Consider the following 21,868-nt stretch of genomic DNA (forward strand, 5'->3'; position numbering starts at 1 on the left):
AAAATATCCGAATGAATATACCAAATCAGACAGGAATTCTTTCCTGCCTGATTGAAAAATAATAGGAGTTGTCTTTTAGAAAAGTGAGTTGAGCATGACGAAAAAATGGCTGGAACAAACAACCTTGCTGATCAGTATAACAAAATGGACGCTGTATGCCTCAATCCTTGGCGCTATCGTCGGCGGATGCACCGTGCTTTTTCTAACCCTGCTAAATAATGCAATCACTATGCTCCAAGCCCTACCCTACCCATTCCTTCTGGCTCCCGCTGCCCTTGTGGCAAGCAAACTGCTCATTGATAAATTAGCTCCCGAAGCCGCCGGCTATGGAACTGACCGACTGATCGCCGCAGTCCAGGAAAAAAACGGCCAGGTCCCGCTCCGGGTCGTTCCGGTGAAGCTGATTGCATCCATACTGACCATAACAGCCGGCGGATCGGCTGGTAAAATCGGGCCGTGCGGCCAAATCGGTGCCGGGCTTGCCTCTTCAATCGCCAATAATCTGAAAATTGATACCATAGATAAAAAGAAACTGGTTGTCTGCGGCATCAGTGCCGGATTCGCCGCCGTCCTAGGCACTCCCGTCGGCGGTGCCCTGTTTGGCGCTGAAGTACTATTTTTAGGCAGGCTGTTATACGAGGTCCTCTTTCCGGCTTTTATTGCCGGCCTTACAGCTTATCAAATCGCCAACCTTTGCGGCATCCCCTACTTTTATCAAAAAATAGAAACCGCCGCCGCTCTTTCCGGCTGGAATGTACTGCAATGTATTCTGCTGGGCATACTCTGCGGCCTGACTGCGCTATTTTTCATCGAGTCCCTGGAATTTGTTAAAAACCGGTTTGCCGACAGAAAAAGCAGTCTGCTGCAGCCTATATCCGGCGGACTGCTGCTAATCTTATTAGGCTGGTTTGTTTCACCGGACTATCTCGGCTTAAGCATGAATACTATACAACAGTCGCTCCAGGGGCTGATTCTGGCTCCCTATGCTTTTCTCGCCAAAATCATAGCCACTTCCATTACTTTTGCCGCCGGCGGCAGCGGCGGCATCATCCTGCCCACTCTGTTTATCGGCTCGGCAGCGGGAAATCTCTTCGCCCAAATTCTGGGTGGAAACCATTTGGCCTTCTTTGCGGCCATCGGCATGGTTGCCCTCCTTGCCGCCGCCACCAATACCCCTATCGCTTCCACGGTGATTGCCATGGAACTGTTCGGCCCGGCAATAGCCCCCTATGCCGCCGTTGCCTGTGCCGTCAGCTATCTGGCCATCGGCCACAACAGCATCTTCCCCACCCAGGTGCTGGCAACCAGAAAAAGCGCCTCCCTGGAGATCGCCACGGGCAAGCCGATTCAGGCTATCCATGATGTTGTGATCCACCCTCACGGAAGCTTTTGGAAAATATTATTTTATCGCCTCCATCTTATCAAACATCCTTCCCCCCCAAAAGATAACCGCTGACCCCTTTAACTTGCGAAAACGAGGCTGTGTTTTTTGCGTAAAATCCCCTCCCGCCTTTACTGTCGTTAGCAAGCATGAAAGGCCCGTGCTCCTGAGATTGTTTCGCCGTACCGTCTCGCAATGACAGAGCATTTTATTTTTGTGTCTGTCTCTGTCCTTAGCCGCAGCTGTCGTCCTTATTTTACGTCAGGTGCTTTGAAAAGTGGAATAAAAAGGCGAAAGCAGGACAAACTATGTCCGAAATCGAAGGGGGTGAAATCATGGCATTACAAAATGTTAAGTGTAAAGTATCCAGCTGTAAATTCTGGCAGCAAGGCGAACGCTGCGACGCCTCGGCGATTGAGGTTAGTACTGACGGCGACGGAAATAGCGCTTACACGAGTGATCAAACGAACTGCCACACTTTTACATCGAAAAATAAATAAGCGTAAACAGCCTGCAACCGGCAGTTCAGTTTCGCCGGTTGCAGGCTGTTTTTATAGCGACGCTATGGGCAGATTTTCTCTATATTATTGATAGGAGCTTCCTTCTCTGTGTAACTAAGTTCTCTTAAGCTTCGCTAAAAGGAAATACTAACGGCGATGACGAATTAATTACTATTCAAAACTATCAAGGTGGTGACAGAGTGACAAAAAAAAGAAATGCGCTGAAACGCTCAATCAAAAACTTCTTATTTCTCTTTCTCGGCTCTATTCTTGATGCTGCCGGTTTGGAGTTTTTCCTGGTTCCCAATCAGATCATCGATGGCGGAGTGGTGGGGATTTCCATCATGGCCAGTTATTTAAGTGGATTACCCCTTAGCCTGTTTCTGATTCTGCTCAATATTCCTTTTCTCTATTTAGGCTATCTGCATATTGGAAAGTCATTTACTATATCCACTATATTTTCGGTACTATCTCTCTCCTATTGGGTATCCGTATTTCATCCTATCCCGGAACTTACCCATGACTTGTTTTTAGCCGCAGTTTTTGGCGGCATTGCCGTAGGTATCGGTGTAGGGATGATTATCCGCTATGGCGGTTCCCTGGATGGAACCGAAATTGTAGCCATCATTCTTGACAAAAAAAGCGGCTTTTCCATTGGGGAATTTGTCATGTTTTTTAATTTGTTTATTCTGGGCAGCGCCGGGCTGGTGTTTTCCTGGGACAAGGCCATGTATTCCTTAGTTGCTTACTTTGTCGCCTTCAAGCTCATCGATATCACCGTCGAAGGCTTGGACGAATCCAAGGGAATTATGATTGTAACAGAGTGCCCGGATGAAATCGCCGATGCCCTTATGGCCCGACTTGGCCGGGGCGTCACTATTCTTTACGGAGAAGGCGCCTATAGCGGTGAAAGAAAAAAAGTCCTGTATTCGGTGATCACCCGGTTGGAAATCGCCAAGCTGAAGGCCATTGTTGATGAAAAAGATGAAAATGCCTTTGTAACCATTCACGATGTTCATGATGTTGTCGGCGGCCTGGTTAAGAAAAAGGCGATTCATTAACCCAGAGTATTGATTTTAGCAAAAGATGGCGCTATTATTATACTAGTGGTTAGCACTCAGTGGCATTGAGTGCTAACAAAAAAAGAATCCCTGACTAAACTTATGTTACAGAAAGGAAGATTTATCTATGACCCAAGAAGCAGCCGGTAAGAAAACTCTGGAATTCCAAGCAGAAACTAAACAACTGCTGGATTTAATGATTCATTCCATTTACACTAACCGGGAAATTTTTTTGCGGGAGCTCATTTCCAACGCCTCCGACGCCATCGACAAAATCCGCTTTGAATCCCTGACCAATCAGGAGTTGCTGGAAGGAGATTCCGACTTCGAAATCTTTATTGTTCCCGACGAAGCTACTCACACCCTGACCATTTCCGACAACGGCATCGGCATGACCGAACCCGAAGTCATTGAAAATATCGGCACCATTGCAAAATCAGGCACGAAAGCTTTTCTGGAAAAACTGAAAGAGAAAGAATCCACCCCGGATACCAACCTGATCGGCCAGTTTGGCGTAGGTTTTTATTCGGCCTTTATGGTGGCCGAAAAAGTCACTCTTCTTACCCGGGCACCCGGCCAGGCCAAAGGAATCAAGTGGGAATCCACCGGCGATGGAACCTATACCATGGAAGAGGTGGATAAGGCAAAGCGCGGCACTTCCATTATCATTACCCTCAGTGAAGAATTCCGTACTTCCGACCACCCGGAAGAGAATTTTCTCAATCGCCAGACTATCGAAAATACTGTCAAAAAATACTCCGATTACATTCGTTACCCTATCAAGATGAACTTTATCCAAGAAGAAAAACCGAAAGATGCTGACGGCAAAACACTCGAAGACGCGCCGGCAACCCAAACGGTTGAACTCCGCACCTTAAACTCAATGCTTCCCCTATGGACGCGAAACAAGCAGGAAATCAAAAAAGAAGAGTACCATCTTTTCTACAAAAACCTGTTCCATGACTGGGAAGATCCGCTGGAGATCATCCACTCCAAGGCCGAAGGCACGGTGGAATATACGGCTTTGCTGTTTATCCCCTCCCATGCGCCCTTTGATTTTTATGATCCGAAATTCTCCTCTGGCATTCAGCTCTACTCGAAGCATGTCTTTATCATGGACAAATGCCAGGACCTTCTCCCCGAATATCTGCGCTTCGTCCAGGGCTTAGTAGATTCTCCCGATTTCTCCCTCAACATATCCCGGGAGCTTCTGCAGCATAGCCGGCAATTGAAACTCATCGGCAAGAACCTGGAAAAAAGCGTACTGAAAACCCTGGGGAATTTACTGGCCAACGACCGGCCCAACTATGAAAAATTCTGGCAGGAATTTGGCCGAGCCCTTAAAATCGGTGTATATACCGACTTTGCCAGCCGGGATAAGCTGAAGGATTTACTGCTCTTCGCCTCCTCTCATTCCAACGATGGGCTGACCACCCTTGACGACTATGTCAAGCGAATGAAGGAAAATCAAAAAGTCATCTATTACGCTACCGGCAAAGACCGTGCTTCGGTGGAACGGCTGCCGCAAATGGAGCTTTTACGGGAAAAGGACATTGAAGTTCTCTATTTGTTCGACCGCGTAGACGAATTCGTTATCGACGCCCTCATGGAATATAACGAGAAAAAATTTCATTCCGTCAGCCGCGGTGAATTAAACCTGGATGATATTGATTCGCCGGAGGCTAAAAAAGAAGCCGAGGCACTGGACAAGGAAAACGATTCTCTCCTCCAGGCTATCAAAGAACAGCTCAAAGAAAAAGTAACCGATGTTAAAATCAGCCACCGGTTAAAATCCAGCGCTGTCTGCCTTGTGAGCGGCGACAACGGCATCAGCCTGTCCATGGAGCAAATCCTGGCGGATATGGACAACAAGGCCTTCAAAGCAAGCCGTATTTTGGAACTGAATCCCCATCACGACGTTTTCGCTGCTTTAAAACAGTTGCATGAAACTTCTCCCGATTCCGCCTCATTCCATGATTATTGTGAACTGCTCTATGTCCAGGCGCTATTAATTGAAGGTCTCCTTCCCGACGATCCCAGCGGCTTCGCCAACAAAGTCGCCGACTTAATGGCGCACAAGTCGTAAGGGGCGATGATTGGCTGTTAGCTGTTGGCGGTTGACGGTGAGCCCATAGCCCATATCTTTAAAGGTGTCATTGCGAGCCGCAGCGAAGCAATCTCCCCCCGGCTCCGATATTGCCTCTCCAGCGTTGAGATCGCCACGGCTGACGCCTCGCGATGAAAGATCGATGAACCCATCGCCAGAAATAAAAAGGTTCTAAACCATACACTTGGTTTAGAGCCTTTTTATTTCAGCGGCACCTTGATCCGTACTTTTGTACCCTTGCCTTTTTCGGATTTAATCGCCAATTCACCGTTCAGACTGCTCATCCGTTCTCTCATACCGATCAAGCCAAAATTTTCATTGCCGATGTGCTCAGCATTGTCAAACCCGCATCCGTCATCTTCCACCACAGCCGAAATAAAGCTGGAACGAAATTCAATTACGAGCCAGACATTTTTGGCAGCAGCGTGTTTATCCACATTGTTTAATGCTTCCTGAATAATCCGGAACAGTCCGATTTCCAAATAAGATTCCAACCGCTTCTCTTCGCCGATAATCCGAAACTCGACCGCAAGGCCGCTTCGTTCCTTCAGTGTATCCAAAAATCGCTTTACCGTCGGCGCCAGCCCCAGATCATCAAGAGTCATCGGCCGAAGGTCGAAAATAATCTTGCGGGTCTCTTTCAAGCAGGATCGGACCTGTTCCCGCAGATCACTCAGTTCCGTCTTGGCTCGCACTAGATCAATATCAACCAGCCGCTCGCAAACTTCAGCCCGGAAAACCACATTCGCCATAGACTGGGCCGGACCGTCATGAATCTCTCGGGCCACTCGCCGCCGTTCTTCCTCCTGGGCCTGAATAATTTTAGCGCCAAAAATCTGACTCTGCTGCAGCGATTCAATATGGGTCACCACGTTCCCCATCTGGTTCCCCAAATATTCCATGGCCACGCCGACCTGGGACACCATATTCTCCGCTTTTTCGACCGTATCTTTTAATGATTTCAGCCGGATTTCCAAATCGTCCCGCTGATGTCGCAGGTTCTGCTCATGTTCCCGGGTCACCGCCAGATCCACCTGCAGATTGTTTGCTTCCTCATAGGCTTTGCGAATATCCTCTTCCTTGTATATCCGAAAGTTGCGGCTGACCTCCACCAACCGCAGCCGGGCCCGCCGCTCCTTTTTCACCAACTCGTCAACCTTGAAAATTATATCCGCCGTTTCTTGCTTAGCTCGCTCCACATCCTTTTTGACATTCTCCATCTCGTTACGGGCTGCTTCATAAATGTCAAAAATCTGATCTTTCCCTTTTTCAATGGCTTTTATCGTATTTTTAACAATTTTATCGAGAGCTTTTACATCCAATTTCTTCATATCTACATTTCTCATGCTTTCACCCTATCACAAATTCTTATCACTATTTTTCAATTCGCCTCACCAGTCCGCTATTCCTTCCGTTTAGATCAGGAAATGCAACCGGATTGCCCTGAACCTCCGGATTGCCGACAAGAAAAGGAATACCCCGGTTGACTCTTTAGAGCCAGCCTTTGCTTGTCAATACGATAACCAGCAGTGTCATGCCCTGGGTAACCACAAAACCTGCCGTTGCCACCTTCAGTCCTAGCTGACGACCGAAAATAGCAAAATGGCGCGGCAAAGAACCGATAAAGAAATCATACACATTATGCATCAGGGATATACTCAACAGCAAAGGGACCACAATGTCTGCGGGCACTACTCCATCGTAAAAAGCTGCCCCTACGGCGGCTACCCCGCCGATCATACTCACCATACCCGCCCCGACCAGCGAGAGTATAGTACCGTCCAATCCAAGCCTGGCCAGCAATGGGATCTGTTCTGCCAACTGATTCAAATAACCTGTCTTAATAAACAGCATAACTACAAAAGACATTCCTGCCATCCAGGCAGACATAACAACCAGCGGCTGCCCCGTCTTTATCAAGGCATCTTTTACTGCCCGTACCCAATCTATCTTTACAACCTTCTCTTGCTCCGGGTTAACGTCGTCTTCTCTTTGTATGGTGCTAACCAGCCTGGCATAAAGAATGCCTACCAGAGATGTAGTTAAAAAAGCCATAAAATAAATAGTCAAAAAATGCACGGCAATATTCCAGGGATACATTGACAACATAATCGGAATAAAGGAGAAAATGAAATACTGCAAAACAGAGGGCGCCTTAGCTACCATATTGGCGGCAATCACTTCCTGGACGGTAAGTCCGGCCCGGATTCGGGACTGGGCTACCACTGCCATACCTGCCGTACGATCCCCGATCGCCAACACAACCGACAAGGCACAAACCGCCGGTAATCCGGTGATTTTGGTTATCCAGGGTATAAGACGACGTCCGTTTATCCCCCCGTCGCAGCAGTCCGCAAGATTAGCCAGGAACAACCCGATAAACAGGGAAAAACAGACGTTCTTCATAATATCAAAAGTAGCCCAAAACGCCGTAGTCAATAACTCCATTATTTTGTCTTCCTCTCAACAGGTGAACAACCCCATACAAAGCTTAAAAAGCCTTGTATGGGGTTGTTCTATCCCTGCTATCAACCGGCGGTAGCCAGCTGCTTTTTCGCTAGTTCAACCTGTACCTCTTCCCAAACGATAATGGCGGTTTTGGCGAAGCCGTTAAACACCGTTGCCGAAGCTGAGGTATAGGAACCGCAATTGGGAACCAGAATCAAATCATCCATTTCCAACGGAACCGTCAATTTATCCTTGAATAGAATATCCAGGGAATCACAGCTGGGGCCGGCAAAGGTGGCCGGAATTTTTATGCCGGTTTTAAAAGTCTCCAGTTCGAAGTCCCAATGGTCAAAGATGATCCCGGAAAAAGTTCCGTATAAACCATCATCCAGGAAATACCACTGCTGGTTGTTCCGCTGCTGGGTACCAATGACCCGGGTAATCAGGTTGACTGCTGTGCCGCAGATGAAGCGGCCTGGCTCGGCCCATATTTCGATACCGGGAAATAACCGGTTTAACTCAGCACTGATCGTCCCAGCCATCGACGCTACATCCACGTTGGCGTTCCAGGCGGGAATGGGAAACCCGCCGCCAATATCCAGAATTCGAAAATCAAAACCTGCCTGTTTTGCTGCCTCAAACAGGCCATGACAAATTTGGAGTGCGTCTACATAAGCCTGAGCACTGGTAGTTTGGCTGCCAACGTGGAAACAAAGCCCCGCCACATCCAGGCCCTGATCCCGGGCAATTTTCAAAAGCCGCAGCGCATCATCGGCATGAGCGCCGAATTTCTTATTCAAATCCACCAATGCCTTGGGATTGTCCACCCGAATCCGCAGCAATACGGTGCTTCCCGGTATCGCCCTGGCCATTTTATGGATTTCGCTTTCACTGTCAAAGGTAAATTTATATACACCGGTACGCTTCGCTACTGCCAACCCAACAGGAGTTTTCACCGGATTAGCGTAAACCATGCGCTCAGGCGCAATGCCCATTGCCGTCAGAGCCAGCATCTCGCCGTCTGAAGCAACATCAAAATGAGAGCCAAGCTCAGCCAAGGTCCGAATAATCCGTTCGTCCGGATTGGACTTGACCGCATAATGAATTTTCACTCCCGGCAAATGCGACGCCAGAAAATTATAATTTTGCGCAATCTGCTCCACCGACAGCACTAATAATGGCGTACCGTAATTCTTAGCTAATTCTTCCACCGCAATTTTTGATAATCTGAAAAATTTGTCCATTATCGCTCTCCCATCTTTCTTTATGTTTTCTTAAAAAGTCACGATATGATTTTACCACACCTGCAAAAAATCGCAATAAAAAACAGTAATATTTAAAAATTTATTTTCTGTGTATAATCCAGACAATAATCGAGATAATATCTAGTGTAGGGTTCGTAATGGTCGAGCCAAGATTGGTGCCGGATCGAATGTACGGTTCGGCATTAGTCGGCCAAAGATTGGTGTCAGGTCAAAGGGTTTGGCATCAGTCGGCGGGCAGATCGTCATGTGTCTTGTAAGGCTGTACGGCAGCCCAACTGTTGTCGTGTGGTCAAAAGGGATGTATGGCGGTCGAGCTAAGACTGTCAAGGGTTCCGGAGAGGCTTCCCGGGAGCCGGTACAAAGATGGGTCTATTGTTGTCGGGAGATTGCAGTAGGTTCGGCAGGTATCTTTGGCAGTCGAGCAAAGGTCGGTACCGGTTGTGTAATGCTTGTGGGTAGTCGAAAGATTGCGTATAGGTATGTAAGGATCGGTATTGGCTGTAGCGTAGATCATTACGGGCTCTTGTTATTTGTGATGAAAGGGATATGAGGTCGCCTCATATCCCTTTTCTATGTTAACCAAATTTTAATATAATCTTAATTTCAGCATCTTCCTTCTTTGCTATACTGTAAGATAAGTTCCAGTAAAAGCGAAAGGAAGGGATCTCTGTTGCGCGAAACAATTACCGCCAACCGGATTACGATCTGTCCGGTCATCGGCAAACAAGTGGCTCAGCAAATATCGGCTTATTCATTACAAGAGGACGGCAGCACCGCCCGGCAGGAAATACTGACAAAATATTGCAGCGGCGAAGTAATTTGCAAAAGTACCGACTGCCAGTTTGTCGTCGGCCTGAAGGGAAAAATCTATACCGACCCTATCGACACGATTTATAAAGGCTTCGTCAAGTAGAAGCCTTAGGAACCTTCCATTGTCTGCAGGGCGTTTTGGAACATACTGCCGATCTGATCCGGCAGTTCCAGATTCGTCTGAAACTCTACATATCCTTTGTAAGGCGTCGCTCCGTAAATGGTCAGATAGTCCAGCGGCCGGCAGCCGAATATCTCCAGACTGCCAAACCGGGACTGATACAGCGCCTGATGAAAATCAACCGTTACTTCATTGCCGCGAATGTTCATGTCAAGTCCCTGACCGGGATCAATATGACCGACAACCTTGGTCACCATGGCCAGACTGACCCGGGAAAAAATCCAGGACAAGAGCGGCTTATCCGGCAATTTTTTATCCAGTGCCTTTAATTTGATGACCGAGTGGTCTTTATCGTGCTCCATTTGTTCCACCTGACAAACCATCACCACCCGGCCAGCCTTTTTCGTCAAAGCCGTTACTTTCAGTTTGTGGTCTTCCTGGGATTCGATGGTCAGCTTCTGAACCTGCTCACCGTCCTCCAGCGCCATATCCAATGATTGATTGATCACATCATCCGGCACAGACACTTTACCGGCCTGAAGATTGCTAAAGGTCTGCAAATCCCAAGTTTCCCGCAGAATCGCAATTGCATTTGACAAATCCGGCAGCTTAGTGCCGGAACTCCAGCCCTGAATATTATCCGTAAATGATGCCGGCAATACTACAGGCATATCCATTGTACATCCCCCCGTATTCATGATTTCCTCACAACCGGACATTTTCCTGCAGTACCAGGAAACCTTGAGCCCCCGCAAAAATATTGCGAGGGCTCACTATTGCTACAACTATTATTTCCGGCTGCAGGTCTCGGCAACTTTGGCAAAAGCTTTGGCGCTGGCGGCGATAGTAGCCGCAATATCTTCCTCACTATGAGCCGCTGACATGAATCCGGTCTCAAACTGGGAAGGAGCCAGATAAATCCCCTGGTCCAGCATAGCATGAAAATAGGCATTGAATCCGGTTATGTCGGAACGTTTGGCGCTCTCGTAGTCATCCACCGGCTGATCGCTAAAGAACATTCCCATCATCGAACCCAGATGATGATACTGCAAAGCAAAACCGAATTTCTCCGCCTGGGCCCGGATGCCCTGCTGTAAAGCCGCCGTCTTAGCACCAATCTTCCGGTAAAAATCAGGATCAGCGGCAACAATTTTCAGAGTCGTAAGCCCGGCAGTCATAGCCAGAGGATTGCCGCTTAAGGTTCCGGCCTGATACACCGGACCGGCCGGAGCAATATGCTCCATAATATCCCGGCGTCCGCCGTAAGCGCCTACCGGCAGGCCGCCGCCGATGACCTTGCCTAAACAAGTTAAGTCCGGTTTAATGCCATAGATGGATTGGGCGCCGCCGTAAGCAACACGGAATCCAGACATGACTTCGTCAAAAATCAGCAGTGCTCCGTATTGGCTGGTAATATCCCGCACTTTGGCCAGATATCCTTCTTTGGGCAGCACCATCCCCATATTGCCGGGGACCGGTTCAATAATAACGGCGGCAATCTCCTCGCCCATGCGGCTAAACACTTGCGCCAATTCCGCCGCATTGTTATACGCCACCGTGATGGTGCCCTTAGCAACGCTTTCCGGCACGCCGGGGCTGTCGGGAACGCCCAAAGTCGTCGCTCCCGAGCCGGCTTTCACCAGCAGGCTGTCGTGATGACCATGGTAGCAGCCAGCGAATTTCACAATTTTATCCCGTTTCGTATACGCCCGGGCCAGCCGCAGTACGCTCATAGTCGCTTCTGTCCCGGAATTCACCATCCGTACCATTTCGATGGAAGGAACAGCTTTAGTCACCCATTCGGCCAGCTCCGTCTCCAGCAGCGTAGGCGCCCCGTAGCTGGTACCCCGGGCCAGCGACTGCCGCAATGCCTCGGTAACTGCCGGATGGGCGTGGCCTAAAATCATCGGTCCCCAGGAACCTACATAATCAATATATTCATTGCCGTCAATGTCAAAAATGTGACTGCCGGAGGCCCCGGCAATAAAAGGCGGCGTACCGCCCACACCGCGGAAGGAACGCACCGGACTGTTCACCCCGCCGGGAATGACTTGTTTTGCTGCGGCAAAAGCTGCCGTTGATTTTGTCAGATTCAATGCCATCTTCTGGCCTCCTTTGTAAGTAAGGGCTGTTGGCTGTTAGCTATTGGCTCATAGCTCATAGCGCATGGCGCATAGCACTTGGTAACGAGTACTGGGCTAAAGAACTACTAGTAGAAGCCTGCGGTCATTGCTCATAAGCGGAAGTCAAACATCGTGGCGGAGCGTTGGGCAATGTCTACCAGGCAGCCCCTTACTGCCTTTAACCTCTTACACTTTTTCTTTAAGCCAACGGGCAGCATCGAGGGCGTGATAGGTAATAATAATATCTGCGCCGGCCCGTTTCATGCCCACTAGGGTTTCCAACACAATCCGCTTCTCGTCAATCCAGCCCTTGGCGGCAGCTGCCTTAACCATCGCGTATTCGCCGCTTACGTTGTAAGTTGCAAGGGGCACAGCGAAATTATCCCGAACCTGTCTTACAACATCCAGATAGGCCATAGCCGGCTTGACCATGATAATATCAGCACCTTCAGCGACATCTAACTCTGCTTCCCGAATGGCTTCCCGGACATTGGCCGGGTCCATCTGGTAGGAGCGGCGATCGCCAAATTGGGGCGCCGAATCGGCCGCATCCCGAAAAGGCCCGTAGTAAGCCGAAGCATATTTTACCGCATAAGACATGATTGACACATCACTAAACCCGTTATCATCCAGTTTTTCCCGAATCGCCAGCACCCGTCCGTCCATCATGTCCGAAGGGGCGACCATATCGGCTCCGGCCTGAGCATGGCTAAGCGCTGTCTGCGCCAGCAACGGCAAGGTAGAGTCGTTGTCAACCTTTTCCCCGTTTAACATGCCGCAATGTCCATGGCTGGTGTATTCGCACAGACAAACATCACTCATTACTACTAATTCCGGTACTGCCGCCTTAATCTGGCGGATCGCCTGCTGCACCGGACTCTTAGGATCCCAGGCGCTGGAGCCTTGTTCGTCTTTATACTCCGGCAAGCCGAAAACCATAACTGCCGGAATTCCTAAAGAAAAAACTTCTTCGGCAGCCTGAACCGCCATATCTGAGGAAAGATGATAGATCCCCGGCATGGATGGAATTTCCTTTTTAACGCCCTTACCCGGCACGATAAAGAGCGGAAATACAAAATCGCCGACGTGGACTCCATTTTCCCGTACCAGCTGGCGAATTCCCGCCGATACCCGCAGGCGCCGGGGGCGAATAAACGGTGTTGTCATTTTGACTCCTCCTCATACAGTTGCTGAATGGCTGCCACTAAGCCGGCAATGGTATATTCATCGGCAATCACAGCCGGTGTAATTCCATGTTTCAAACAAGTTCCCGCGGTAATCGGTCCGATGCAGGCCACCTTGGTTTTGCCAATAAGTTCTGCTCCGCCCGGCCCCAGTAAAGCTAGAAAATTGGTAACAGTAGACGAACTGGTGAAGGTAATGACATCCACTTCACCATTCTTTAATTTTTCCGCTGCCATAGCACCGTCGGCTTCCCCGGCCACCGTCCGGTAGGCGGGGACCACGTCCACAACGGCTTCCATCTCCCGCAGCTTTTCCGGCAGCACATCCCGAGCCGCCAGCGCTCTGGGGATCAGAACCTTCATTCCCGGTCGAATGCGGCCCTGCAGAGCTGCCGCGATCCCCTCGGCACGAAACTGGGCTGGTACCACATCGGCCAGGATGCCGTACGTTTTCAATTTTGCCGCTGTTTGCACCCCAATAGCTGCCACTTTGGCCTTAGCCAGCGCCCGGGAATCACGGCCCGATTCCCACAACCGCCGGAAAAAATGCTCCACCCCATTCACACTGGTAAAAATCAGCCAGTCATAGACAGGTAACGCAGCAATGCTCCGATCAAGAAACTCATAGCTTTCCGGTGGTACGATTTGAATGGCCGGAGTTTCCAGACAGGCGGCTCCCAGTTCTTCCAGCCGGCAGGTCAGCATACTGGCCTGCTCTCTGGCCCTGGTAACCAATACGGTCTTGCCAAACAAGGGCTTGCGGTCAAACCAGGCCAGCCGCTCTCTCAGCCGCACCACATTGCCCACCAGGAAAATAGCCGGCGGCTTAAAGCCATGTTCCTCAACATCCTGGGCCGCTTTGCCAACCGTCGTCGTCAGTACCCGCTGCTCCGGCTTCGTTCCCCAGCGAATGACGGCAGCCGGTGTCTCCGCCGAACGACCGTTTTCCATCAGTTTAGCGGTAATGTAGGGCAGATTTTCCACGCCCATCAAAAACACCAGCGTATCTACACCGGTAGCCAGTTTATCCCACTTTATCGTCGATTCACGTTTCGTAGGATCTTCATGGCCGGTAACCACGGCAAAAGAAGTGGCTATCCCCCGGTGAGTCACCGGAATGCCGGCATAAGCCGGTACGGAAACAGCAGACGTAATGCCGGGAACCACTTCAAACGGAATCCCGTTCTCCACCAATTTCAGCGCTTCCTCGCCGCCCCGGCCAAAAACAAAAGGATCGCCGCCTTTCAGACGAACCACCTTTTTCCCTTCCCGGGCTTTATCCACCAGCAGCTGATTAATTTCTTCCTGGCGCATTGTATGGTGGCTGGACGCCTTGCCCACATAAATCAGTTCCGCATCCGGCCGGACATACGCCAGCAGCCGGTCATCCGCCAGCCGGTCATAAACAAGTGTATCGGCATTTTTTATGTACTCCAGCCCTTTGACGCTGATCAGTTTGTAATCACCGGGGCCCGCCCCCACAAGATAAACCATACCTGGCATACTTTCTTCCTCCTACAAATGCAGTTATCATAAAGCTGTCATTGCGAGCGACAGCGAAGCAACCTCTGGGTCTAATATACTAGAAAATCAGCTGACTGTAAGCTCAGCCAATATCTCCCGGCCGCCGGCCGCCAGCATTTTTTCCGCCAGCGCCGTGCCTAATTCAGCCGCCTTATTGCAACTGCCGCTAACCTTGTCCCGTACCTGACGGGTGCCGTCTACTGTTAAAATAACCGCTTCCAAAGTCAATTGCCGCCCGGACACCATCCCATAGACACCCACCGGAATCTGGCAGCCACCTTCCACCTTCTTGAGATAAGCCCGCTCCGCCGCTGCCGCGAACCGAGTCTCCGCATCATTTAAAAACTCCAAAACAGCCAACACATCCTGGTCGCTTTCCCTGGTTTCAATTGCCAGCGCGCCTTGTCCCACCGCCGGCAGACAAATTTCCCGGGGCAAAACCTGGGTAATTTGCCGTTCCCAATTTAATCGCTTGAGCCCGGCTGCCGCCAGCAAAATGGCGTCCAGGTCATTGGTTTCCAGCTTTTTCAGCCGGGTATCCAGATTTCCCCGCAAATCGACAATCTGCAGATCCGGTCGGTATTTTAAAAGCTGAGCCCGCCGCCGCAAACTGGATGTACCCACTTTTGCCCCCTGAGGTAAAGCGTCTACCGTCCGATAGCGGGGGCTGATTAAGGCGTCGCCGGCGTCAGCCCGTTTGGTGATAGCTGCCAGAACTAAGCCTGCCGGCAATTCGGTAGGCATATCCTTCAAACTATGGACCGCCAAATCAATCTCCCCGGCCAGCATTTCATTTTCCAATTCTTTTGTAAACAATCCCTTACCGCCAATTTTAGCCAAGGGCACATCAAGAATTTTATCGCCGGTGGTCACCACCCGTTTCAGGCTGACCTCGATGCCCGCATACTGCTGCCGAATTTTGTCGGCGACAAAATTCGCCTGCCATAAAGCCAGTTTACTGCCGCGCGTACCGATAACAAGCTTTTTCTTCACTCTCGCTGCTCTCCTCTATGGAATCAAGTTTAAACAAGCCACAGATCGCATCTAAATAAAACTGCTCCTTGTCGGTGCCGGCAGCTTCATTCAGCCGCACCATCGGATCCCGCAGCAATTTTCGCACAATCATCCTGGACATATTCTCCATAATTTTTCGTTCTTCCGGCGGAATATCCGGTAGTTTCGCCAAGGCCCGTTTCATTTCCCGCCGCCGCATTCGCTCGGCTTTGTCCCGCAGCTTCGCCAAGGTCGGCTGATAGGAAAGATAGCGGAATTTCGCCACCAGCTCAGTCTGTTCGTCGTCAATAATTATTTCCGCCGCTTTCGCTTCCTGTTCCCTCAGCCTGATATTCGACTCCACAACTGCTTCCAAATCGTCAATATTATATAAACTGACGCCGTTAATCGCCGCCACTTCCGGTTCCACATCCCGGGGCACTGCAATATCAATAAAAATAATCGGCCGTCCCTGCCGCTTGGGCATCAAATGAGCCACATCCCAGGAACGGATAATATAATGAGGCGCACCGGTGGATGTTATGACAATATCCACCTTGCTGGCAGACTGCATAAATTCTTCAAAGGGAATAACAACTCCCCGGAACCGCTCCGCCAGCTCTGCCGCCCGGTTATAATTCCGGTTGGATACGAATACCGTTTTCACCCCGTTGGCTACCAAATGCCGGGCCGTCAGCTCACTCATCTGTCCGGCTCCTACAATCAGCACTGTGGATCGGGATAAATCGCCAAATGCTTTCTTGGCCATCTCCACTGCCGCATAGCTCACCGAGACGGCGCTGTGAGCTATTCTTGTCACCGTACGAACCTTTTTCCCCACGGCAATGGCCCGGTTGAACAAAGTGTTCAGCACCGTACTCGTCGTACCCACATCCCGGGCAATAGAATAAGCCTTCTTTACCTGGCTCAAAATCTGTCCTTCGCCGATAACCAGGGAATCCAGACTGGAAGACACCCGAAATAAATGATGGATACATTCTTCCCCGGTATAAAAAAATAAAAACGCCCGGGCATCCAGAGGATTGTCGGCCATGCGACCCAAAAACTGAACCATGACCGGTTCAGCGTCGTCCGCATCATCCACCACAGCGTACATTTCAGTACGATTGCAGGTAGACAAAAGGACACATTCACTAAGTTCCTCATATTCATGCAGATGCTTCAGGGCCGTTTTGACCTGTTCCTCGGAAAAAGAAAAACACTCCCGCACCTCAACCGGCGCGGTCTTATGATTCAGTCCCAATACAACCAATTGCATGCCTGATCCCTGCCTCCGCCTCTTCAATTCGGCCCTGCCGGAGCAGGTCCAATACATTTTCATCTATGGTTTCCCGCCAAAAATACTCCCGCTGTTTTGCTGTTGCCAGCCGCTGTTTCATTTCCTGGCGTACTTTAGCGATTAAAGTCAAATATATACCATATTCCATTCCATACCGCTCCGATAATTCCTGCCGCAATCGCCTGGCCAATGCCGGACTCTTACCGCCGGTGGATACCGTTAACAGTAAATCCCCCTGCACTACCTGAGCCGGAACATTAAAATCACCTAATTCGGGCGAATCGACTACGTTTACTAACGCGCCCCGGCAACGGGCCTCTTCTGCCGCCGATTGGTTGACTTCCGGATTATCGGTGGCACAGATTACAATAAAAAAGCCCTGTAAATCTCCCTGCCGATAGGGCCTGTCCACATGCAACAGCTGCCGATTCCCGGCCAGTTCGGCAAGACGTGGCGTCAGCTTTGGACTAAACACCGTCACCTCAGCCCCGGCAGCAAGCAGCGACTCCGCTTTGCGCCGGGCAACCGCCCCGCCGCCAAGAACAGCGCAGGGTCTCCCGGCAATTTGCAAATTGACCGGATAAAAAGGCATATGCTCACCCTCTCTTATCTTAGCACATTTCACGCAAAAAAGGTATTTCCCCCTGCTAGCACTTTTTGCCGCTGCCAGACAGTTCCTCCCCCGGTACAGCCAGACCCCTGGCTATGCAAACCGGCCGGTTGTCCTCGTCCGGCCAGATATCAGCCTTTACCCGGAACACACTTTCCAGTGTCCGGGGGGTAATCACCTCAGCGGGCGTTCCCACTGCATACAGACCGCCGTGCTGCAACACGGCAATGCAGTCAGAGTAGCGGGCCGCCTGATTAATATCATGAAGTACCATGACCACTGTAATCTTTTCTTGTTTATTTAGCTGAGAAATTAAAGTCAGAATTTCCAATTGATGAGAAATATCAAGATAAGTCGTCGGCTCATCCAGCAGTAGCAACCGGGGTTTTTGCGCCAAGGCCATAGCCAGCCAGACCCGCTGCCGTTCCCCGCCGGAAAGCGTCCCCACCAGCCGCCCCGCCAGCCGGGTCAAGCCGGTCTTTGTCAGTGCCCATTCAATAGCCTTTCCGTCTTCTTCCCGGGTATTCCGCCACCATCGCTGATGGGGGAACCGGCCGTATTGAATCAGATCGTAAACGGTGATATCCCCGGGTGCCTGGGGAGACTGGGGCAGAACCGCCATTTTACAGGCTAACTCCACGGCGCTGTAGGAATGGAGCTGTCGGCCGTCCAGCAGAACGATTCCCTGCTGCGGTTTAATCTTGCGGGACAGCGCCTTTAGCAGCGTACTTTTGCCCGAACCGTTGGGCCCGATAATCGATACGATCATCCCCGCTTCGACTACCAGGGATAAATCCTGAAAGAGGGGTTGATCACCGAAATCAAGGAAAATGTGTTGTGCTTCCAGCATAATTATATTTCCTTTCGCAGCAAATACAGAAAGAACGGCGCTCCGGCAAAAGCCATGATAATCCCTACGGGAAGCTCCACCGGAGCAAAGAGAGTCCTGGCAAAAGTATCGCTCAGGGTAATCACGGCAACTCCCAGCAAGGCAGATGCCGGGATCACATAGCGGTAATCCGAGCCGATCAGCAGCCGAGCCGCATGAGGCACCACCAAACCGACAAACCCCAGCAGTCCGGCAACACTGACGGCGCTTGCCGCCAGCAAAGCAGCCAAAGCCGTCATTGCCAGACGGGTGCGTTCCACCGCCAGCCCCAGTCCGGCTGCCACTTCATCTCCCAGTTCCAGGATGTTCAGGCTGCGGGAGCTGAAGAGGGCAAGAACAGCACCGAGCAGAGTATAGGGCAGTATCGCATAAAAATGGGGCCAGCTCCGGGCCGACAAACCGCCTACCATCCACAGTAAGGCTCCATGAACCTTATCACTGTAAAAAACCAGCAATGCGGCAATTCCCGCACCGAGAAAAGCCGATACGGCGACTCCTGCCAAAATAATGCGTACTGGCCGAATCCCGCCTTTCCAGGCCAAAAGATAAATTGCCATCGCCGCCGCCATCGCCCCTAAAAAAGCCACCGGTGTCAGCAAATACTGCCACTGTGGCAGCACAATCAGCACCAGAATGCCGCTTAAGCCTGCGCCGGAGGAAATGCCGATAATATGAGGATCGGCCAAAGGACTCTTCATGATCGACTGCAGGATCGCGCCGGACAAGGCCAGGTTGAGACCGACAAATGCCGCCACCAGCGTCCGGGGCAGCCGAATATTCCAGATAATCTGGTTGGGAAACTCCTCCGGCCACAGCAGCGTGTGCACTATTTCCCCAAAGGAAATATGCACCGAACCCTGGGTCAGGCTTAGAAGAATCCCGCCAACTGCTGCCAGCAGCAGGACGCCAAGCATGCAGAGCCGCCGGCCGGTCCGATCCGTACGCCGGATAGAAGAACATTTACCTGTCACTGCCATATACCTCAGGATAAATAAGCTTAGCCATATATTGAAAGGCTGCCGGCATTTGCAGTCCCGGATTTAACAAAAACAAATCGGCAGGCAGAAAATATACTTTCTGCCGCTGAACCGCCCGCAGGCTGGCCCAGGCCGGATTGCTTGCCACATCGGCCTGCATCCTTTTTTCAATTTCCGCCTGGCTGCCCATTGTCACCACAAATAAAGCGTCCGGATCCGCCGCCACCAATGTTTCTAAGCTGTAAGGAACCATATTGCCACCGGTATGAAGAGAATCACTGCCGGCGGCGATATTCGTAAATCCAAGTGCTTTGGCAATACTGCCGGCAATTGTGGAATCCATTTCTACAGTTACGCTTTTGGCCGTGGCATGTAAAATTGCCACTTTCACAGGAGGCCCCGCCGGTACTTTTTCCACTACAGCCTGCATCTGCAGCCGGACCTGCTCCGCAACTTGTTCCGCCCGGTCCGGCGCGCCAACAATTTTACCGAATAAATCAATAGCGGCAAAGCTATCGTCAATTGTCTTGTATTTCAGTGTGATCACTGGAATATGGCTATTCCCCAACGGAGCAACAAGATCTTCATGCATTCCCTGCATGGCGATCACCAAGTCCGGCTGCAAAGCCGTCACCTTTTCCAAGTTAATATTATACACATAACCGACTTCCGGTATCGGCAAAGCCGCCTGGGGAATAGCATCGGTTTTGGAACTGGGCCGACCGGCGGCATTCCCGCCAACCGCATACAGCAATTCCAGAAAAGACGGTGACAGCACAACAATCCGTTCCGGCTTTTTCGGTATCGTAATCGTCCTGCCCGTACTGTCCTGCACTACGAGATAAGCCGGAGCGTCTGCTTTCCTGGGAGAAGTGGAAGATTGTCCGGGAAAACAGCCAGCGGTTAAAAATACAGCCAGCAGCAAGGTGACTGCCAGCAAAAAAAAACGTTTATTCAAAACTTTTCCTTCCCTTCCGCGGTCGCCGTAAAACAAATCACTCCTGTTTCCGGCGGGTAAGAATTGTCGAAAGATAGTTGGGACGAGTTTCACTATCGAGGTCCTTTAACCAATGAACTTCTTCATCCTGCAGACCGCAACGGCTGATCATAACACCTTGTTCTAAAAACCCGTGTTCTTTCAGCTTGGTAAGAACCTGCGGAAAATTCTTATACACTTTCATTAAAACTGCATGATCCGCCACCGCCAGAATCTTGTCCAGCTTTTCTTCCGCCATTGTCGCCGGAATAATGCTCAGAATATTGTCCCCTTCCACGATTGGGTAGCCCAATTTGCTGCCAATAGCGCAAAAAGCGGGAACCCCCGGAACCGTTTCCACCGAATAGCCGGCCCCGGCAATCAGCCGGTATACATAAATATAAGTGCTGTAAAACATGGGATCTCCCAGGGTTAAAAAAACAACTTTTTTCCCTTCGTCCAGCAAACCGGCGATAATCTGTCGATTATTTTCCCAGGCTTCCTCCAGCGTATCCGCATGGGAGACCATCGGAAACACCAGTTTAACAATATCAGCTTCCGCTTTAAGAAAAGGCCTGGCAATTGTCAGCGCCACGCTGTCTTCCTTCTTTTCCGTCTTCGGAGCGATAATCACATCTGCCGCCTGAATCACCTGAACCGCTTTTAAAGTAAGCAGCTCCGGATCGCCGGGACCAACGCCGACACCGTAAAATATTCCTCTCATAAGCAACCTCCAGTAATGTAATTTTCTAGGAAATAAACTGTACAAAATCAACCCTAACACTTCAAAAAAGGTTAGGGTTGACTCCTATTAACAATCTATTGCAACAACAATTTTAGCTTAGCACAAGCAGTAGAGAATATGCAAGCGACAATTTCTTACCGGCTAAAAAGAATGGGTGAAAGTTGCTTCAAACTTTGTGTTATCCTGTCCGCCGCTAATCGTCTTTTGCTGCTTATACGTCAGCTCCACTCCATCGGCATCACTGAATTGATGGGTCACCCCATAATAGACACCCCGGTTATCATTGTCAAAATCGCTTTGCTGCCCCATATCCCCGTTGGTCTCTACCCGGAATCCGGTAATATACAAAGCCGTTTTCACATCACAATTATAGTTCCAGGTGACTGCATAGGCTTTATTTTCATTTGAACTGTTTGATTTTGCATATTCGGCCGTCAGACTATGCTTGCCGAAACTGCGGGTTCCATCAACAGCCCAGTGATTGGTATTTTCGCCGCCGTCATAATGATACCGACCCAGGGTAAGGCCAAAATTAAAATCATCTCTGGGGCTGTAGCCGGTCCGAATGGCGTATATTCTATTGTTATCGGAACCCGCGTTATCCTCCTGGGCAAACAGCGCTGAAATATCCATCGCACCAACCTTGCCGGCAGCGGAAATCCCATCCACAAAATAATGCTTGCCAACATTGGAGTCCGACCGGCTGTATAAAAGTGCGGTAGTTCCGACCGTCGCATCCTGACGGCCGATTTTATAAACCATATGGTCCCGCGTGTACGTCAGCCCGAATTGATCCAGGCCAATGACTGATTTTTTACCATCACGATAGGCAGCCGTGTTATAATCGGCCAGTT

At 50.3% G+C, this 21,868-nt stretch carries 20 protein-coding genes; 5 read left to right on the forward strand and 15 right to left on the reverse strand.

Annotation, left to right across the window (positions count from 1 at the left end; translation table 11 throughout):
• Positions 1–94 precede the first annotated feature (94 nt).
• The 4 genes from ABFC84_13865 (at position 95) to htpG (ending at position 5,028) form a co-directional block, all read left to right on the forward strand.
• The gene (locus ABFC84_13865; GenBank protein ID MEN6413828.1) at positions 95–1,456 is read left to right on the forward strand and encodes a chloride channel protein; all 1,362 of its coding nucleotides are present in this window, start codon (positions 95–97) and stop codon (positions 1,454–1,456) included.
• A gap of 233 nt (positions 1,457–1,689) precedes the next feature.
• Positions 1,690–1,881 carry a DUF1540 domain-containing protein gene (locus ABFC84_13870; protein MEN6413829.1) on the forward strand — a complete coding sequence of 64 codons (192 nt, stop codon included), beginning with the start codon at positions 1,690–1,692 and terminating at the stop codon, positions 1,879–1,881.
• 200 nt (positions 1,882–2,081) lie between these two features.
• Positions 2,082–2,942: a YitT family protein gene (locus ABFC84_13875; protein ID MEN6413830.1), complete on the forward strand. Its 861-nt coding sequence runs from the start codon at positions 2,082–2,084 to the stop codon at positions 2,940–2,942.
• Positions 2,943–3,069: 127 nt separating this feature from the next.
• On the forward strand, positions 3,070–5,028 hold the full coding sequence (gene htpG / locus ABFC84_13880; GenBank protein MEN6413831.1) for a molecular chaperone HtpG: 1,959 nt from the start codon (positions 3,070–3,072) through the stop codon (positions 5,026–5,028).
• A gap of 221 nt (positions 5,029–5,249) precedes the next feature.
• On the opposite strand, the gene ABFC84_13885 is transcribed toward htpG, so the two are convergent.
• The 3 genes from ABFC84_13885 to ABFC84_13895 all read right to left on the reverse strand — a co-directional run bounded on the left by ABFC84_13885 (position 5,250) and on the right by ABFC84_13895 (position 8,741).
• Positions 5,250–6,395, reverse strand: a complete 1,146-nt coding sequence (locus ABFC84_13885; protein MEN6413832.1) for a sensor histidine kinase — start codon at positions 6,393–6,395, stop codon at positions 5,250–5,252.
• 145 nt (positions 6,396–6,540) lie between these two features.
• Positions 6,541–7,497, reverse strand: coding sequence for a hypothetical protein (locus ABFC84_13890; protein ID MEN6413833.1), 957 nt, complete (start codon positions 7,495–7,497; stop codon positions 6,541–6,543).
• Positions 7,498–7,577: 80 nt separating this feature from the next.
• Positions 7,578–8,741, reverse strand: a complete 1,164-nt coding sequence (locus tag ABFC84_13895; protein ID MEN6413834.1) for a type III PLP-dependent enzyme — start codon at positions 8,739–8,741, stop codon at positions 7,578–7,580.
• 691 nt (positions 8,742–9,432) lie between these two features.
• Between ABFC84_13895 and ABFC84_13900 the strand changes: the two genes are divergently transcribed.
• A complete protein-coding gene (locus ABFC84_13900) occupies positions 9,433–9,675 on the forward strand; it encodes a hypothetical protein (protein MEN6413835.1) in 243 nt (80 codons plus the stop codon).
• A 5-nt stretch (positions 9,676–9,680) separates the two neighbouring features.
• Here the strand turns inward: ABFC84_13900 and ABFC84_13905 are convergent, their stop codons facing one another.
• From ABFC84_13905 to ABFC84_13960, 12 genes are all read right to left on the reverse strand, one after another.
• Positions 9,681–10,370 carry a hypothetical protein gene (locus ABFC84_13905; protein MEN6413836.1) on the reverse strand — a complete coding sequence of 230 codons (690 nt, stop codon included), beginning with the start codon at positions 10,368–10,370 and terminating at the stop codon, positions 9,681–9,683.
• A gap of 111 nt (positions 10,371–10,481) precedes the next feature.
• A complete protein-coding gene (gene hemL, locus ABFC84_13910; GenBank protein ID MEN6413837.1) occupies positions 10,482–11,795 on the reverse strand; it encodes a glutamate-1-semialdehyde 2,1-aminomutase in 1,314 nt (437 codons plus the stop codon).
• Between the two features lie 207 nt (positions 11,796–12,002).
• Positions 12,003–12,983, reverse strand: a complete 981-nt coding sequence (gene hemB / locus ABFC84_13915; GenBank protein MEN6413838.1) for a porphobilinogen synthase — start codon at positions 12,981–12,983, stop codon at positions 12,003–12,005.
• Positions 12,980–14,503 carry a uroporphyrinogen-III C-methyltransferase gene (cobA, locus tag ABFC84_13920; protein ID MEN6413839.1) on the reverse strand — a complete coding sequence of 508 codons (1,524 nt, stop codon included), beginning with the start codon at positions 14,501–14,503 and terminating at the stop codon, positions 12,980–12,982. Before cobA ends, hemB begins: the two co-directional genes overlap by 4 nt.
• A gap of 87 nt (positions 14,504–14,590) precedes the next feature.
• Positions 14,591–15,517 (reverse strand): hydroxymethylbilane synthase, encoded by a 927-nt coding sequence (gene hemC / locus ABFC84_13925; GenBank protein MEN6413840.1) that lies wholly within the window; start codon positions 15,515–15,517, stop codon positions 14,591–14,593.
• Positions 15,480–16,796 carry a glutamyl-tRNA reductase gene (gene hemA, locus ABFC84_13930; GenBank protein MEN6413841.1) on the reverse strand — a complete coding sequence of 439 codons (1,317 nt, stop codon included), beginning with the start codon at positions 16,794–16,796 and terminating at the stop codon, positions 15,480–15,482. Before hemA ends, hemC begins: the two co-directional genes overlap by 38 nt.
• Positions 16,765–17,409 (reverse strand): bifunctional precorrin-2 dehydrogenase/sirohydrochlorin ferrochelatase, encoded by a 645-nt coding sequence (locus tag ABFC84_13935; GenBank protein MEN6413842.1) that lies wholly within the window; start codon positions 17,407–17,409, stop codon positions 16,765–16,767. The genes hemA and ABFC84_13935 overlap by 32 nt, the downstream gene beginning before the upstream one ends.
• 55 nt (positions 17,410–17,464) lie before the next feature.
• Positions 17,465–18,277, reverse strand: coding sequence for an ABC transporter ATP-binding protein (locus ABFC84_13940; GenBank protein ID MEN6413843.1), 813 nt, complete (start codon positions 18,275–18,277; stop codon positions 17,465–17,467).
• Between the two features lie 2 nt (positions 18,278–18,279).
• A complete protein-coding gene (locus ABFC84_13945) occupies positions 18,280–19,230 on the reverse strand; it encodes an iron ABC transporter permease (GenBank protein ID MEN6413844.1) in 951 nt (316 codons plus the stop codon).
• A 46-nt stretch (positions 19,231–19,276) separates the two neighbouring features.
• On the reverse strand, positions 19,277–20,251 hold the full coding sequence (locus ABFC84_13950) for an ABC transporter substrate-binding protein (protein MEN6413845.1): 975 nt from the start codon (positions 20,249–20,251) through the stop codon (positions 19,277–19,279).
• A gap of 37 nt (positions 20,252–20,288) precedes the next feature.
• On the reverse strand, positions 20,289–20,993 hold the full coding sequence (gene cobI, locus ABFC84_13955) for a precorrin-2 C(20)-methyltransferase (protein ID MEN6413846.1): 705 nt from the start codon (positions 20,991–20,993) through the stop codon (positions 20,289–20,291).
• A gap of 162 nt (positions 20,994–21,155) precedes the next feature.
• The coding region (locus tag ABFC84_13960; GenBank protein MEN6413847.1) for a hypothetical protein at positions 21,156–21,868 on the reverse strand (713 nt) is incomplete at its 5' end.

The organism is Veillonellales bacterium (genome assembly GCA_039680175.1).
Lineage (GTDB): Bacteria > Bacillota > Negativicutes > JAAYSF01 > JAAYSF01 > JBDKTO01.

Excerpts from the sequence above, each read along its gene's own strand:
- htpG (MEN6413831.1), top strand. The coding sequence starts at position 3,070 with ATGACCCAAGAAGCAGCCGGTAAGAAAACTCTGGAATTCCAAGCAGAA.
- hemL (MEN6413837.1), bottom strand. The coding sequence starts at position 11,795 with ATGGCATTGAATCTGACAAAATCAACGGCAGCTTTTGCCGCAGCAAAA.
- ABFC84_13935 (MEN6413842.1), bottom strand. The coding sequence starts at position 17,409 with ATGCCTTTTTATCCGGTCAATTTGCAAATTGCCGGGAGACCCTGCGCT.
- cobA (MEN6413839.1), bottom strand. The coding sequence starts at position 14,503 with ATGCCAGGTATGGTTTATCTTGTGGGGGCGGGCCCCGGTGATTACAAA.
- ABFC84_13890 (MEN6413833.1), bottom strand. The coding sequence starts at position 7,497 with ATGGAGTTATTGACTACGGCGTTTTGGGCTACTTTTGATATTATGAAG.
- ABFC84_13905 (MEN6413836.1), bottom strand. The coding sequence starts at position 10,370 with ATGGATATGCCTGTAGTATTGCCGGCATCATTTACGGATAATATTCAG.
- ABFC84_13885 (MEN6413832.1), bottom strand. The coding sequence starts at position 6,395 with ATGAGAAATGTAGATATGAAGAAATTGGATGTAAAAGCTCTCGATAAA.
- ABFC84_13940 (MEN6413843.1), bottom strand. The coding sequence starts at position 18,277 with ATGCTGGAAGCACAACACATTTTCCTTGATTTCGGTGATCAACCCCTC.
- ABFC84_13865 (MEN6413828.1), top strand. The coding sequence starts at position 95 with ATGACGAAAAAATGGCTGGAACAAACAACCTTGCTGATCAGTATAACA.
- hemA (MEN6413841.1), bottom strand. The coding sequence starts at position 16,796 with ATGCAATTGGTTGTATTGGGACTGAATCATAAGACCGCGCCGGTTGAG.
- hemB (MEN6413838.1), bottom strand. The coding sequence starts at position 12,983 with ATGACAACACCGTTTATTCGCCCCCGGCGCCTGCGGGTATCGGCGGGA.
- ABFC84_13870 (MEN6413829.1), top strand. The coding sequence starts at position 1,690 with ATGTCCGAAATCGAAGGGGGTGAAATCATGGCATTACAAAATGTTAAG.
- cobI (MEN6413846.1), bottom strand. The coding sequence starts at position 20,993 with ATGAGAGGAATATTTTACGGTGTCGGCGTTGGTCCCGGCGATCCGGAG.
- ABFC84_13945 (MEN6413844.1), bottom strand. The coding sequence starts at position 19,230 with ATGCTTGGCGTCCTGCTGCTGGCAGCAGTTGGCGGGATTCTTCTAAGC.
- ABFC84_13895 (MEN6413834.1), bottom strand. The coding sequence starts at position 8,741 with ATGGACAAATTTTTCAGATTATCAAAAATTGCGGTGGAAGAATTAGCT.